The following is a 16,117-nucleotide window of genomic DNA, read 5'->3' on the forward strand; positions in this document are numbered from 1 at the left end:
ACGAAGAATTTTTTCTTGAAATAAAATAATAACTTTATCTTTTTTATAAGAATCCTTCTTATAATATTCAAAACAATGATCACTCTTGCTATACGGAAAAAATATAACTCCTTTATAATAGATTGGTAGCTAAGAAAGTTTATCTCATCATTATGTACTCTCTTATCAAACACAACATCCATAATTAAAATATTAAAATGCTACATCAAATTTTTATTACATTATTTTTGAAATAATAATAGTCCCTTTTCATCAATTTCACGCACCTTATTCTCGTTCATATGAACGCATAAAAAATATTTTTTCCCTTTACACCTCAATCATATCATGTTTCGATATAAGAGATTACCTTTTTTAGTGTAATTTTATCTTAAACAACTGAGGGGAACGTTCCAAAAATGAATAAACAAAATTCAAAAAAAAGTCCTAAAAAGAAGAAAAAATTACAACGAGGACTAGATAATCGCCATGTACAGCTCATAGCTCTTGGTGGAGCTATTGGGACAGGTCTTTTTATGGGATCAGGAAAAACAATCAGTGTTGCGGGGCCTTCAATTCTGCTGGTTTACGCTATTATTGGTTGTTCTCTATATTTTGTAATGCGTTCTATGGGAGAGTTATTGCTTTCTAATACACAATATCGCTCTTTTATTGATTTCTCAACTGATCTGCTGGGACCAAGTGTTGGATTTTTTGTTGGTTGGACATACTGGTTATGTTGGATTGTAACCGGAACCGCAGAAATTATTGCTATTGTCAATTATACGCAGTTTTGGTGGCCAGAACTCAATACGTGGATTCCCGCGCTAGTCGGTCTTATGTTCTTTTTAATATTAAATCTTGTCGCTGTTAAATTATTTGGAGAACTTGAGTTCTGGTTTGGTCTTGTTAAAATCGTAGCAATTTTAACATTAATCGCTATGGGAGGATATATGATCATCACCGGTTTTATCTCACCCAATGGCACAGTTGCCTCCCTTACCCATGTATGGAATAATGGAAACCTTTTCCCACAAGGAGCAGAAGGTTTTTTTGCTGGATTTCAAATTGTTATTTTTGCTTTTGTTGGTATCGAACTCGCTGGCACAGCTGCAGCTGAAGTAAAAGAACCTCAAGTAACCTTGCCAAAAGCCGTTAACTCAATACCAGTTCGTATTGTATTCTTTTATATCTTTTCCCTTATTGTGATTATGTCTGTCACTCCTTGGGATCAAATTAGTCCAGAAAAAAGCCCATTTGTAAAAATGTATGCACTTGTTGGTATTCCAATTGCTGCTGGTTTAATGAACTTTGTGGTTCTTACAGCTGCTGCATCTGCAGCAAATAGTGGAATTTTTTCCACCAGCCGCATGGTATATGGTTTGGCAACACAAAAAGGAGCTCCTAAATTTTTAGGAAAACTGTCTAGTAACCACGTTCCAGCCAACGCACTCCTTCTTTCTTGTTTATGTATCTTATTAGGTTATGCGATTTTACCCTCGCCCCAAAATAATGTCATAGGTGCTTTTACAATTGTGACCACAATCGCTTCTATTTTATTTATATTTATATGGTCTATAATTTTGATCAGCTATATTGTCTATCGTCATAAGCGTCCTCTCCAGCATGCTGTGTCCTCTTATAAAATGCCAGGAGGGGTTCTTATGTGTTGGGCTATTTTAATATTTTTTGCGTTTATTATTTATTTATTGTCACGACAACCCGACACTGCAATAGCTTTAAAATATACTCCAGCATGGTTTGTATTTTTAGCAATTATGTACATTCTTTTTGGAAGAAAGAACTTTCAGACTCAAAAATCTGAAAATAAAGCAGATACATAAAAAACATATAAAAAAGGGTAACGTAAGTTACCCTTTTTACATATAAAACACAAAACTTTTTATGGAGTGTCTCATATAAACTTCAATTACGTTCTTTATCAACCAAAGCATTGGACTTTATCCAAGGCATCATAGAGCGAAGTTTTTTACCAACCTCTTCAATAGGATGGCTATCATTTAAACGTCGCATCGTTTTAAAATGAGCAGCACCACCTTTGTATTCTTTAATCCAATTTGATGTAAATTTACCTGTTTGAATATCCTTCAGAATACGTCTCATTTCCGCCCTTGTTTCATCTGTAATCACGCGTGGACCAGACAAATATTCACCCCATTCTGCTGTATTTGAAATAGAGTAATTCACATTTGCAATACCACCTTCATACATGAGGTCAACAATCAATTTCACCTCATGTAAACATTCAAAATAAGCCATTTCAGGTGCATAACCTGCTTCTGTTAATGTTTCATAGCCTGCTCGAATAAGCTCAACAAGCCCTCCACAAAGAACAGCTTGCTCACCAAAAAGATCGGTTTCACACTCTTCTTTAAATGTTGTTTCAATCACCCCAGCACGTCCACCACCAAGACCACATGCATAAGACAAGGTTATATCATGAGCATTCCCTGAAAAATCTTGTGCAATCGCAATCAAGCAAGGAACACCACAGCCACGTTGGTATTCATGACGCACAATATGCCCTGGACCTTTAGGAGCAATCATCACAACATCAACTGTTTTTTTAGGTTCAATTAAGCCGAAGTGAATACTCAAACCATGCGCAAAAGCAATTGCAGCACCATCACGTAAATGATCATGAATATGCTCTTTATAAATATCAGCTTGCAATTCATCTGGTGTTGCCATCATAATGAAATCTGCCCACTTAGCTGCTTCAGCAACACTTATCACCTCAAAACCGTCCGCCTTAGCTTTTTTGGCTGTTGCCGACCCTGGACGCAAAGCAATCTGCAAACTTTGAGCACCGGAATCTTTCAAATTTAAAGCATGCGCACGTCCTTGTGAACCATAACCGATAATGGCTATTTTTTTCTCTTTAATCAAATCAACATTTGCATCACGATCATAATAAACACGCATAAGAATACTCCCTTCTCTATATATTTAAGATTATTCCCTAAAAAATATAAAATCACTTACTTTACAAATATACCGCAAGTAATAAAATTATTTATTGTAGTAATAATATAATTTATACTATAAATACATAAATATAGCCACAAAACTCTTTCAAAATATACTCACATCAAAAATATAATTAATTTGCTTCTTAAAAAATAATACCCTTAAATAACAAATATCTTAACTACGATATTTATTATTTTTCTTTGTAATAGAGCATTGTATATTAAAATTAAGGTGCACCATATATTTTTTAACATGGAGCAAATTAAAATAGATAGCAAGAAAAATTACAAACAAAAAGAAACGTTTTTATACATGAGTGCAAAAAATGACTCTTTCTTTCTCATGGCGAAAACATTGTTTGTTCACCTTTTAACTTCAATAGCCCTGTTATATGCAATATCTCGTATTTACGGAAAAAACTCACCATAAAAGGATTAGAGAAAAATCTATATAGTGCAACCTGACCAAATATTCACCTATTTTAAAATTCTCCGACCCACCGCTATCTAAAAATCATAAAATTCTTGTATTTTTTAGTATGACCTCTTCATCCTCTCTGATCACTCAAAATTTAAAAATTTTTCTTCAAAAAATTTCTAAAACTACAAAAAGCCTTATACGACTAATGAAGTATCAGGTTCTCTTTCCACTTTTTAGGAGACTTCAAAAACTATAAAACTTTATCTCCACACTTCCTCTCGAAAAGCTCATCTCATAAAAAACTGCTATTTTTCAAGTGGAATGTGATACTCCATAATTCATATCGTGCGCCAATGTTATTTGCTCTAATACAGATAAAATTGTTTTTTTGAGATAGAGCAAATAGAATTCCGTAATAATGTATTTTTCAAATTACACAAAGAAAAAGAACTACCCCAATAACCGGATAAAACGCTGAACAGTTTCACGCATTCCATATTCTAATGCATCAGCAATAAGCCCATGACCAATGGATACTTCATCAATCCAAGGAATAGAACTGATAAGAGCAGGAAGATTCGTAACTGTCAAATCATGCCCTGCATTAACCCCCAGCTGTAGCTCTTTTGCTTTTCTTGCTGCTAAAACAAGTTTATTGAGCTCTTGATCCTGTTTTGTTTTATCCTCCAACGCACCACCATAAGGTCCAGTATAGAACTCCACACGATCAGCACCCATTGCCTTAGCAATCTCAAGACCATCAACAACAGGGTCAGCGAATAACGATACACGAATTTTTTTTGCTTTTAAGCGCTGAATAATAGAAACTAAAAATTTTTCATGACGCGCGAAATCCCAACCATGATCAGAAGTAGACTGAGTAGGCTCATCAGGAACAAGAGTAATCTGATCAGCATATTTTTCTGCTATATCTAAAAATGAATTGCTTGGATAACCCTCAATATTAAATTCAGCCTTAGGAAATGTATTGTTAATTAAACAATGTATATCTGGCAAATCAGCAAAACGAATATGCCTTTCATCCGGTCGTGGATGAACTGTCAAACCAGAAGCGCCAGCTTTAAGAGCTATGTGCCCAATATTCTTAATATTGGGCCACGGAAGATTACGCCGATTGCGCAAAACAGCAACAGCATTAAGATTAACCGAAAGTTTTACTGCCATATGCGCTCCCATTTTCATATATAATACTAATGCTAAAGAAATAAATTTGCCATTCTAATCCTAGAGAATAAAGTTTTCCTATCGAACAATTGTTAAACGCTCTGCCGCACGCGTAATTCCTGTATAAAGCCAACGGGCATACATATCACGAAATGCAAAACTTTCATCAAACAAAACCACATTGTCCCATTGAGATCCTTGTGCTTTATGAACAGTGAGTGCGTATCCATAATCAAAGTCATCATATCTTTTTTTTAATGCCCATGAAATTTCATTATCAGGATTTTCAAACACCGCCTTTAAAAGCTTAATCTTGGCCACTCCACGTTCGCTCTCTTCTGGTTTTACAAGAAGACTAATACCTGGTTTAACAGTCTCCTTATGTGAAGTCATTACTTTCCATAAGGACCCATTTAGTAAGCCTTTAGCAGGATCATTGCGCAAACATACAAGCTTATCTCCCGCTTGTGGATACTCTGCTGTAAACCCTTTTAACGCACGCAAACGTTTATTATAAAGATGGCGTGTTCGGTTAATTCCTACCAGCACCTGATCAGAATCCAAAACCAACTGCTGACCCACTTCTTTGCGTGTAATAACGCACGCTTTTCCGTAATCACCATAAGCAATATCGCGCCCTTCGCGCACATCCATAGCCAACCGAACAATCGGATTATCACGTGCTTGGCGATGAATTTCTGAAAGAAGAAAATCCGGTGCACCATTGGAAAAAAATCCACCTCCTGATATGGGAGGCAATTGACCTGGATCACCAAGAACAAGAATTGGTGTTTGAAAACTCATTAAGTCACGCGCCAATTGTTCATCCACCATCGAACACTCATCAACAATGATCAGTTTAGCATGAGCAGCAGCACTTCTCCGATTAAGTGTAAATGTCGGTGCAATAGACTTTTTTCCTGTGATTTCATCAGAAACCTCTTCTTCTCCACGTGGACAATAAATGAGTGAATGAATAGTGCAAGCATTACTTGCACCTTTAGAACGTAAAACCTGTGCGGCCTTACCGGTAAACGCAGCAAACTGAACAGAACCATCAACTGTTTCTGCAAAGTAGCGTGCAAGCGTCGTCTTCCCTGTTCCTGCATAGCCAAAGAGACGAAAAATTGGAGAACGCCCCTCCTTCAACCACGCAGCAACAGCCTTCAATGCACTATCCTGTTCCCGTGAAAACTGCATAGTTTACCAAAATAAGATTCGCATAAAAAGAGCAAGCATTTTGAAAACAACGTCATAAAAAACAACGCTTACCAGCTATGAGTTGGAGAGATGTGCCGGCTTTTTATAAAATACTTTGTCAAAAAACAACTCTAATACAACTGGCTTTGCGTTTACTTATTCTTACAGGGAGTCACACACCCCTTTACGTCATATTCATAAAAATCAAGTTGATAGAGATATCTGGACTATTCCTGCTGAGAATATGAAAGGAAAGCGTGATACAATAAAAGAATTTCGTATCCCCTTATTAATAGAAGAATGAGAAATTTTAAAACAAGCGTATTTACTCTCTCGCAATGATTTCTTTTTTCCTGGAACAGGATAAAGTAGAAATGCTTAGTAATGGTGTGCACTCTATTCAAATTAAGAGTGAGACTTACAATGTTGCGACAACCCTACGGTGATTTATGAGAGGCATTTTTCCACCTCTCTTCTCTAGTGTCTCCATACACCACCCCTTGTGGTACACAAGCAAGCGAATAAAATTAATTCATTAGCTGAATATTAACCTCACGTAGTTTCCTTTAGTTTAACCAACGTTCAGTATGCTTCTCACATGTGGTTTCACTTCAAGAATCGCTCCCATATTCATGTTTATGAATATGGAAGCGAAACTTCTATCTTTTTCGTCTCAATCGGGATATCCTCACACACAAACAGTTACCCGTTCTTGTAACAGTTTCTTAAATTTATCGACAAATCACTTCTTTTCACCGATCATCAACATAAGAGTTACCCAAAACACGCTGCCGAATATCCTACCATGCTTAAATGTTTACTTAACCCTCTAAACGCTTTTTGAGGGACTAAATTTACTGAGATGTGACATAATTCACTTCTATTTCATTAAACATCTGCTGGATACATTTATCCGAATCCAATAAAAAGCGAGAGTTCACACCTGGCCGTGGCAAAACAAAGGTAAAAAAACAAGGACCTTCAACCGGATTGCCCAAAGACCACACATTTTTTCTTACACCTCCATTGAGATCAATAATGTTATAATTTCTATCAATGTTCAAACCACCAGTATGATAGTCTCCATTTACATATTCTGTAAGAAAACCCTTATTAAAGAGGTTTCTGATTAATGGTGAGCACTCAAGATTTATATCAAATGGATCTATCCTGGCTTGGATAACAACATCTGCGACCTGAGTCGTTATTTCTTCTAAGAAATTACCAACAATACGGAAAACAGAATTTTTCTCGTCAATTTCTAAAATAGGTGCGGGACCAAGATCTATGCGAAGTAAACCACTATCGATTAAAGCAAGTAACTGCCTGTTCCGCACTAAAGGCGGACCGACAGCTATACGATTCATAATAGGGACAAACTCGCTTACAAAACGAGCGTGCGACTCTGGTGTCAAACCACCCCATTCAACACAATAGCGCATGGTATCACGCACATCTCTCAAGACATCCGCTGCTGCTTTGACACTGCCAGAAATATTTCCTGCGTAAGCATTTTTGAGATCATTTTCCAAAAATTCATAGATATAGCGTTTATAATCAACAGCATTTTTGAATATAACGCCTTGCAAGGGATATAATATTTCGTCAATTTTCCTAAAATCTTCATAGTCAATGCGCGCTGTCTTCCCCACAGCATGATAGTATGCCCTCAACATTTCCTTTTTCAAGACTGGAAGAACATCTTCAAAAAAATCAAATTTCTTTTTTTCCTGTCGCAGAGATTTGAAGTAATCTAATGTAAAGAATTCAGCTGTATAAGCCTCAGAGACCCCTTTCTCATTTATGGCTCTAGAAGAAAATGGAAGTCCTTGTCTTGAGAAGAGACTGATGACGGGCTCTCGCCCCGATGGTATATATTCCAAGCGGCCTCTGTTTTCTTTATATCGGCCTCCTCTTCCAACAGTTAGCTCGGCTATAACATCATGCGCCGTTAGCCCCATACCCTGCACCAGCACTCGAGCGTCAGGGCTAACACTTTCTATCATGGATAAAGGATAAGGAGATCTTATAAATCCCAAGTTAGGGTTTTTATGCTTATTTGAAGAAACAAAATCTATTTTTTGTTGCTCATTTTCTGTGAGTACATTAGTACCATGCCCCGTAGTCATAAATATAAATTCAAAGGACTGCTTATAATCTCCATCTACCACAACAATAAATTCACGCTCTGATAATGGCTTAATATCAATCACATGAGATCTGATAATGGACACATCTACATTACGCGGTCTGTTTGCTGTCAATAGATCTACAACGAATTGTAAATAGTTCCCTAATTCAGCACGTGACAGATAGTCATTATCATCTATAGGTGCTCCAACATCTGAATCTTCAGCCATATGATAGAAGTTAGAACCTATTTTACGGATACCTGCATCTTTAGCCCATTGAGCAAATGATGGTCCTTTGGTATATGGCCCAGAAACTTCACAAGTTTTATCTAAGAACATAGTCATTTGCGATGCAACTGTATTGACTAATAGATAATCCGCTTGTCTTGGTGAATGAGATCCACAACCATGTTCATTGGGATCAAATATTGTCAGATTTATATGCACACTACTTATATAACGACGAGCATAGGCATTTATCCTCTCATAAAAACTAATGCCACGCGCCCCAAAACCGATGATAGCACAATTAATGGTTTTTTTTCTGTTTGTAGCCATAGTGTCCTTCCTGTATAAACCACACACATAGAATAAAAAGAAGAAATGACGAAATAGAGAATATTAGGATATAATCCTCTATTATATAAAAAAGCCAAGTAAACATATACGCAGCTATTACTTGTGATAAGGCGAAGACTGACACCGCTCTGCTCCAGATAATCTGTTGAATTTGTGGATCAGATGAGGATAACTCTCCTATTAAACCAAGATATAAGGGCACAATGCCAGGGGTAGCAGCCCCCATAATAAGAGCCGATAGTAACAACGCGATCTTCAAATCAGGGAACAATAGAAATAGAAACGAGGCAAATAATTGCACAAAATTCATCAAAAAGATCACTGAGCGATACGATGTTTTCTTGGCTGCTATGCCCAATATTATGGCTCCTAAAAACGCACTAAAGGCATAAACTAGCCAAATGATAGAAGCAAAATAGGTTGATGGTATTGTGCGAAGCAAAACAAAATTCACAAGAAACAATATATATGGCATCAACGCTGCAGCGTTGATGCCATATGTTAGATATATGAAATAATCTATTCGCTTAGACTTATACGACTTTTTAATATGGTCAAAATTCGTGTTGGGTATAAACCGATAGGTTATTATAAAAAATATAAAAGTGATTAAAAAAAGTGTCCCCCAATAATAATATACTTTAATACTTGCTATCATAGGTGTAAACAAAGCAGACATTAGCAAGCCTAGCCCCACTCCTGAAAACATTATGCCACCAGAACGAGCACGTTTTTTGGGATCTATAGCCGATAACAAAGTCGGAGCAGCCACAGCTGTTAAGACCCCGCCCGACAAGCCTACAATAAAACGCCATATCATGAACCACAAGCTTCCATATGGATAACAACAGCATAAGAAAGACAGACCGCTCATGAAGAATGCTAATCTCAATACATATCTTGGAGAAGTGAGGCGTAAAATATAAGGCGATGAAAAAGCACCAATGAAGTAACCTAAAAAATTTGCAGAACCTACCCAAAAAATATGATTTTCATCAAGCCAACCTTGGCTTATAAGATAAGGTGTTGCGGGCGTATAAGCAAAGCGTGATAAACCTATGCCAACCAAGGATGCCGCAAATCCACTCAATACGTACTTGACCGTTTTATTCATTGTCATATTAGCTTTTTAGATTCATTTTTTATTAGCCCTGTGTATAATGAGCATACTCTTTTTCTAACTCTGCGATAATTTGTGCTGCTGGAATAAAACGCGCCAAGAAAGCACTTTGCCCCACCCAAAAAGGGCCTATATCAATATCTCCTCGCAAGAGCATATTTTTTTGCAGCTGCTTGAAGGCATCATAACTGTAAGGATACTCCGGAATATCCTTATCAGTAATACTCATCGCCCATTGAACAAACGGCGTCACTATTGACCGCGCTGGTCGCCCAGAAATAGCTCGCGTCAAAACAGTTGGTATGGTTTTACCAGACTTCAAAAGATTTTTATGACAATGACTTGCACCGCTTTCGCTACAACCTATAAAGGCACTCCCTAATTGTACTCCTTGAGCACCCAAGAGCATAACGCTCGCTATATCAGCCCCAGTCATTATACCGCCCGCAGCAATTATAGGAAGTGACAAGTGCTGGGCCAAAAGCCGAGTCAAAACGTGCGTTGACAACTTCTCATCGAATTGTGAAAGATTAAATTGTCCTCTGTGTCCTCCTGCCTCAAAGCCTTGAGCGATTATTGCATCCAACCCCTTGGCTGCAATTTCTTTCCCCTCCTCAAGACAAGTTGCAGTAGCCATAAGTTTGGCACCGGTCTGTCGAAAGATATCAATGACATCATCATCAGGGACACCAAAATGAAAACTAATAATATCAGGAGCTTGTGCAGCGACAGCGATAGCTAAAGCCTTATTATTTTTAATAGAGGCGTATATATTCTTAAGAGGAGTATTTAGAATCGTTTCCCCGCCTAAAAAATGATCGTTTAACTTAGTTCGCCAATGAGAATCTTTTGCTTTATCCACACGCAAAAAAGGATCATGACAGAAAAGATTAATATTAAACGGACGATCAGTTAGTGATTTCGTTTTTTGAATTAACAAAACTGCTTCATCCGGCCCCAATCCGCCAATAGCTACCGAACCAACCGCACCAGAATTAGATACGGCAGCCGCCATCTCAGGCGTCGATACACCAGCCATAGGCGCTTGTATTATTAAAGAGCGTATATTTTTAGGTAATGTAGCTAACACAATAGCCCTCAAAATTGATGGTTTGGAAATTCATCACCTATAATGCTTTTGAGACTATAGATGGGAAGTACGAATAAAAACACCACCTACTCTCGCTCCACACCGCTTAGTAGCAAGAAAATTAAAGCTTCGTTCATTTTCATATCCAGCGGCGATATATATAAAAAAATGTACGATTGCAACAATCCATTATCATGATAAATTATGATATATACAGTTTTTCTATAACCTTAAATCTACTTCATTAGGTTTGTCGTGATATATCTTATTTGTTCAGAACAGTAGGTGGAAAACTATGAGCAGTTTTTTTGATGAAAGTATTATAATTTCAAGAAAAACAAAGAGCACCAAGTCACTGTAAAGATCACTCCATCCTTGAGTTCTGTAAACGGTATTTTGTATGTCATCTTAGCCTGCAAAACTTTATAGTACTAAAACCAATCAACCCGTGTGCTAACACCGATAAAGTTTAAACATTTTCGCCATTATTGGTATAGAAATAAGCTGGAGTTTGAGTGGAACCTTGATTGTATGCAGAAAGCTTTTGAGTACGGCAGCAAGAATCTGAAAGTTATCAGAACACTAGAAAATGAGACATCTCACACAAAACTGACTAAACTTTATCAAGCAATTCTGGAGCTTTTTTCAAACCATTTATTCTTTCGACAAGCTATCATTCTATTATTGATTATGGCTATGCTATCAAAACTGATGAGGATTTTTCTGATACTATTGATGAAACATAAACTGAGAAGCTTTTGCACCAAGAAGTGATTATTATAGAACATGCTGTTCCTTATGGGTAAAGAAGGTGATCTTGGTGGCTATATCGAAAATGAAAGCAACTTATCTTATAAGAATAATTGCTGGGTAGCTGGAAATGCTAAAGTTTATGGTGACCAAAAATTTACAGAGCTTCAGAAGTTCTGTGGTAACAGTCATCTCACAACAAGTGAGAGGCAATACATCATGTATAAATATGAAATTAAGCCTACTCTATGTGCTTGGTTGGTTGCCAGAAATACTCGCAATCTAGATGAACTTTATATCACTATCTCTGGATATAAAAATGAGCCCTATGTAGATACCATAATTTCTAAAGACATAATGCATAACTTTTTAGGTGGAAACAATTTTAACACAATAATATCAAATAACTTCTTAGGATTTTCATATTCATACGAATTTAACCGTTTGCGTGCACTGCATTTGAAATGACATTACTAAATTCAGATGAACTTTTTTTAATAACGCTTTATTCTGATCATTGCGCATACATAAAATGCATTCTCATTGATCGGACTGCGCAACCTGTAAAGACAAAATCTTAACACAAAAAAACAACCATTTTTAACAAATGCGTGATTCACGAAACGGGTGAATTGCATCTCAATGTAAGGAGAACAGATATGGCACCACGCCCAGCCACCATAACACAGCCTGCTATTACACGAGCTTGCGTCATGGTGATGCTGTTCGCATTGGTTGGAATGATGTAAAAAATAACATCATTCATATCAAAACAGAGAAAAGTAAATTCCAAACAGATGTTTTTCTTCCCATTTTATCGGAATTAGTAAAAACACTTAAAGCTGTTCCTATTGGAGAAGAAACATTGATCTATAGTAAAATGAATCAAAGATTTACCAAAGAAAGTTTTGGGAATGCCTTTAGAGAAGCTTGTAAGGCAGCTGGAATTAAAAAATCAGCGTATGAATTGAGAAAACTAGCAGCAACAAGTGCCGCTAATTCAGAGGCAACAGTCTCACAACTCAAAGCAATTTTTGGCTGAACAAGTGACGCTATGGCATCTCTCTACACAAAGAGCGCAGACCGTAAAAAAAAACTCGCTCTTGAAGCTATAAAAAGCTTCAAAAAGATGAGGGATAGAGGCAAAAAAATGTAATAGAATCGATAATGAATAAGTCCTTAACTATTAATATAACTTATTGCCTTAATTATTATTAAGTATCCCATATGAGAATCAAAAAGCCACCCATTACAGTCTATTATAAAATTAATAAAAGCGCATGAAGTGCTGGTTATAAATAATTTAGCTAAAAATTTAGAAGATAAGCCCAAAGAGATAGATACTCTTATCTTAATCAGAGAGCAGACTATCGTTGATAAACATCTTCTTCTGAAACTGCCAAATTTAAAATTAATCTGCCAAACAACCCCTATAGGTTCACATATTGATATAGAACCTTGTAGAAACCTAGAAAATGAAATATTAGGTGGCGCTAGCAATCCAACGTCTACTGCTGAACTTGTGTTGCTCTTAATTATATCTGCACATAGAAAGCTCTGTAAATCTGTATCTGATATGAAAAAAGGACGATGGCAAATAACATTTGGGGTTGAGCGTATTGGTGAAATGGCTTCTCAATATGCTCAAGCTTTTAGTATGTCCATTTTGGGTTATGGGAGCAAGCGTTTAACGCAAAAAGTAAAAAATTTCAGTTATTATTTTACGCATTCATAAGATGAAATTTTTACACGTCCTGACATATATCCATAGATTTACGTTTAAGTGATAAAACCAGAGAAATCATTCAATGAAGTGATCTATTGAACATGAAACCCCATGCTCTTTTTTTCTGCACAGCGCGTTCAACTTCTGTTGAAAAAGAGACGATAGAAAAAATACTAAATTTGGAAAATTCAACTTACTTTGCACTGAACGTTTATGACAACGAGCCAGTATATGAGAATAAATTATTGCAATCAGATAGAGCTCTTTGCACACCGCATCTGGGCTCTATGACTGGAGCAAACAGTGAGAATTATTTTGAAAAAGGTTCTCGAAATATAATGTCTTTTATGAAGAGTGCTTAATGCCGACTGAACTAATGTTTTTAAAATTTATCTTATATCGCTAGCATATAAAATTTGCATGACACATAATAGCTTACTCTCTTAAATTAAGCATTTCTCTTAGCTTTCATATTAATAAGAATTCTCCAATCATATTGACAGATTTTTATGTAATCAGCATAAAACACCCAATTTATTGTTGCAATATTAGAAAAAGCTACTTTATTGGAATCCACTTTAATTGGAGGGGGAATAGTGAGCAATAATAAATTTATAGAAAAAAATTATTATAAATGAATCGTCTTACTTGTTGCCGCTATCGCTCAAGTATCAGCTTGCTTCTTTGTTCAAGGGATTGGTCCTTTAGCTGAATTTTTTAAGCAAGATTTCTCGCTTAATGACTCTCAGATAGGTTTGCTGTCTTCAGCAGCGCAGTTTCTATCTATTATTGGGTTACTTGTAGCGGGCGAATTACTAGACAAGTTTAACGAACGCTATATTGTTGGAATTGGCGCGATCGGCGTTTCTGTTGCTCTTTTGTTGGGAGCAATCGCAGATAACTATATTTCCCTTTTGGTTTGTTTGCTCATTGTAGGGGGATTTTACAGTTCTGCTCAACCTGGTGGTGCTAAATCTGTTTCTTCATGGTTTGCCACAATCGCAGCGTGGATTTGCAATGGGAATAAGGCAGGCAGGACTACCATTAGGTGGGGTGGGGCATTAGCTGGGATAGTTCTTCCTGCTAGTGCGCTTGTATATGGCATACAAGGTGCATTTTTGGTCGATGCCATAGTTTCTTTTTTAGGTGGATGTATATTTATTATTTTTTATCACTCACCAGCAAAAGTTGTAGCTATCGTTCCAGAAAGCAGGGCAAGAGCTTCGTTCTATGCAAATGTAAGATCTCGTCTTGCGATGTTGGCTGCACCGCATATGAAGAATATTATTTTTTCAGGCGTTTCACTTGTGATCGTTCAATATGTTTTAATCATTTTTATAACGATTTATTTTTATAGAATCTATCACCTATCTTTAGATAAAAGTGCTTATTTATTTTTTGTCTCACAAGCTGCTGGTGCCTTAGGAAGAATTATTTTAGCAACGTGGAGTGATCATTGTAGAAAAGGACGATTTTTTCCTGTCTTGTTTTGCATGATTGCAGTCGTTTTTGGATTTTTAATATTAATTTTGGGCATTAGTGGATCCATAATTTATTTAACTATTTTATCTGCTTAGCTAGTTTTTTTTGGATTGGGATGGTATGACCCTTGGGTTGCTTATATTGTAGACTCTTCACCAAAAGAAAGCGTTGGCTTTTCTCTGGGGTTAGCAATGTCTGTAAACCAAATAGCAATCATTACTGCTCCACCATTATTTGGATTAATCCAAGATTTTACAGATACCTATTTACTAACATGGCTGATTTTAATTTTAATGATTGTTTTTTCAATTTTCTTAATAAAAAAGTAGGGAGATGTCATTGAGAAGGAAATTATAACGATAAATGAAAATACTTTTGAGTTGAGCAATATTGAAAGAGACAAACTCTGGAAGACTCTAGACCATGTTATCCACTTATCATAGCTTTCCCCCTAAAAATCCAACCAACCCGCTTTTTAAAAACAAAAAACATTACTTCTTAAGGCAGTGCATCTCGTATAGTACGAGATGTTTTCTTCATAATATTTAAGAGCCTCTATCTCTATTGACTATCTAATAGAACACAATTTCCATTCAGTACCCATGCGAGTCTTCGGATCAATATCCGAATAAGTAAACCTCGGATTTGTCACTCTAAAAAGATTAAGTATATACATAAAAGCAGGATAATCATTCTTCATAATTGTAAAGCTGTTACTTGTCTGAAGAGCAATAAACATTCCAAGAATATCTCTCCCTGCTGATCCAACATTCTGTGGTTGTACAAGTTTTTTCACTAGCGCATCTTTCCTAAGCCCCCAACCATTCCCCACTGGCAGTGCATTAGCTGTTATTGGAGATAATATCGAAGAAAAGAGAGAAAATAAAGCTACAGCTAAAACAATATGTTTCATGAGATAAATTCCTTAAAATAATTAAACTTAAAAAGGTTCTTGCTATAAAATAAAACATAGACACATTTTAGCTATAACTTTCAACAAATAAACTATATTTTTTGCTTATCAGATTCAGTCGTTAAATTGTTAGCATCTACCATGGCTAGGTATTCTTTATAAAAAATACCTAAGATTTATGTGATAGCAACTGAATATAATCGGATTGGTTCGTCAAAGGTATTTTGATAGGAGATTATCATTTCTAAAAAATTTGAAAATTAGATTGAATATTATCACAAGAAGATAGCTGTAGAGAAAATGCAGATTTAACACTCTTTATCGATATGAAACGCCATATAATAGCAAATGACTTTTTCGGTATTTCAATCATTAAGTCCATATTCAGTAATTTTAACTGAAATAGATATTGTTAAGAAACATGTGATGTTTTTTAGAGCCCTTAATAAAATATCAAGTGATAAACGAAAAGCATAGTTTATAAAGAAATTTAAAAGATAGTTTGCTTTATGAGACAACCGATTGTCTAAAAGATACAACAAAATAG

At 36.1% G+C, this 16,117-nt stretch carries 12 protein-coding genes and 2 pseudogenes; 7 read left to right on the top strand and 7 right to left on the bottom strand.

From position 1 onward, the window contains the following. Positions 1-398 precede the first annotated feature (398 nt). Positions 399-1,823 carry an amino acid permease gene (locus ABID23_RS02745; protein ID WP_354189101.1) on the top strand — a complete coding sequence of 475 codons (1,425 nt, stop codon included), beginning with the start codon at positions 399-401 and terminating at the stop codon, positions 1,821-1,823. Between the two features lie 82 nt (positions 1,824-1,905). On the opposite strand, the gene ilvC is transcribed toward ABID23_RS02745, so the two are convergent. The 3 genes from ilvC to ABID23_RS02760 form a co-directional block, all read right to left on the bottom strand. Next, on the bottom strand, positions 1,906-2,925 hold the full coding sequence (gene ilvC / locus ABID23_RS02750; protein ID WP_354189103.1) for a ketol-acid reductoisomerase: 1,020 nt from the start codon (positions 2,923-2,925) through the stop codon (positions 1,906-1,908). Between the two features lie 918 nt (positions 2,926-3,843). Next, positions 3,844-4,578, bottom strand: coding sequence for a pyridoxine 5'-phosphate synthase (locus ABID23_RS02755; protein WP_354189105.1), 735 nt, complete (start codon positions 4,576-4,578; stop codon positions 3,844-3,846). A gap of 78 nt (positions 4,579-4,656) precedes the next feature. After that, complete coding sequence (locus tag ABID23_RS02760) at positions 4,657-5,778, bottom strand: ATP-dependent DNA helicase (protein ID WP_354189107.1); 1,122 nt, start codon at positions 5,776-5,778, stop codon at positions 4,657-4,659. Positions 5,779-5,822: 44 nt separating this feature from the next. Here ABID23_RS02760 and ABID23_RS02765 point away from each other — a divergent pair. Then, a pseudogene (locus ABID23_RS02765) lies at positions 5,823-6,142 on the top strand (integrase); the annotation flags it as partial. A 490-nt stretch (positions 6,143-6,632) separates the two neighbouring features. On the opposite strand, the gene ABID23_RS02770 reads toward ABID23_RS02765, so the two are convergent. Genes ABID23_RS02770 through ABID23_RS02780 form a run of 3 tightly spaced genes read right to left on the bottom strand, consistent with a single transcriptional unit; the run spans position 6,633 to position 10,699 of the window. Continuing rightward, entirely contained in the window at positions 6,633-8,468 is a 1,836-nt protein-coding gene (locus ABID23_RS02770; protein WP_354189109.1) for an FAD/NAD(P)-binding protein, read from the bottom strand. Then, positions 8,440-9,609, bottom strand: a complete 1,170-nt coding sequence (locus tag ABID23_RS02775; RefSeq protein WP_354189111.1) for a YbfB/YjiJ family MFS transporter — start codon at positions 9,607-9,609, stop codon at positions 8,440-8,442. Before ABID23_RS02775 ends, ABID23_RS02770 begins: the two co-directional genes overlap by 29 nt. A 25-nt stretch (positions 9,610-9,634) precedes the next feature. Then, on the bottom strand, positions 9,635-10,699 hold the full coding sequence (locus tag ABID23_RS02780; protein WP_354189113.1) for an NAD(P)H-dependent flavin oxidoreductase: 1,065 nt from the start codon (positions 10,697-10,699) through the stop codon (positions 9,635-9,637). 798 nt (positions 10,700-11,497) lie between these two features. On the opposite strand from ABID23_RS02780, the gene ABID23_RS02785 reads away from it, so the two are divergent. The 5 genes and pseudogenes from ABID23_RS02785 (at position 11,498) to ABID23_RS02805 (ending at position 14,752) form a co-directional block, all read left to right on the top strand. Beyond that, the gene (locus ABID23_RS02785; RefSeq protein WP_354189115.1) at positions 11,498-11,917 is read left to right on the top strand and encodes a hypothetical protein; all 420 of its coding nucleotides are present in this window, start codon (positions 11,498-11,500) and stop codon (positions 11,915-11,917) included. Between the two features lie 229 nt (positions 11,918-12,146). Then, positions 12,147-12,605, top strand: a pseudogene (locus ABID23_RS02790) (tyrosine-type recombinase/integrase); the annotation flags it as partial. A gap of 129 nt (positions 12,606-12,734) precedes the next feature. Continuing rightward, complete coding sequence (locus ABID23_RS02795; RefSeq protein WP_354189117.1) at positions 12,735-13,184, top strand: Rossmann-fold NAD(P)-binding domain-containing protein; 450 nt, start codon at positions 12,735-12,737, stop codon at positions 13,182-13,184. Between the two features lie 92 nt (positions 13,185-13,276). Further along, positions 13,277-13,537, top strand: a complete 261-nt coding sequence (locus tag ABID23_RS02800; protein WP_354189201.1) for an NAD(P)-dependent oxidoreductase — start codon at positions 13,277-13,279, stop codon at positions 13,535-13,537. A gap of 297 nt (positions 13,538-13,834) precedes the next feature. Then, on the top strand, positions 13,835-14,752 hold the full coding sequence (locus tag ABID23_RS02805; protein WP_354189204.1) for an MFS transporter: 918 nt from the start codon (positions 13,835-13,837) through the stop codon (positions 14,750-14,752). Between the two features lie 473 nt (positions 14,753-15,225). Here ABID23_RS02805 and ABID23_RS02810 read toward each other — a convergent pair whose 3' ends face one another. Beyond that, complete coding sequence (locus ABID23_RS02810; protein ID WP_354189119.1) at positions 15,226-15,570, bottom strand: hypothetical protein; 345 nt, start codon at positions 15,568-15,570, stop codon at positions 15,226-15,228. Between the last annotated feature and the right edge of the window lie 547 nt (positions 15,571-16,117).

Source organism: Bartonella silvatica, assembly GCF_040545155.1.
Classification (GTDB): domain Bacteria; phylum Pseudomonadota; class Alphaproteobacteria; order Rhizobiales; family Rhizobiaceae; genus Bartonella; species Bartonella silvatica.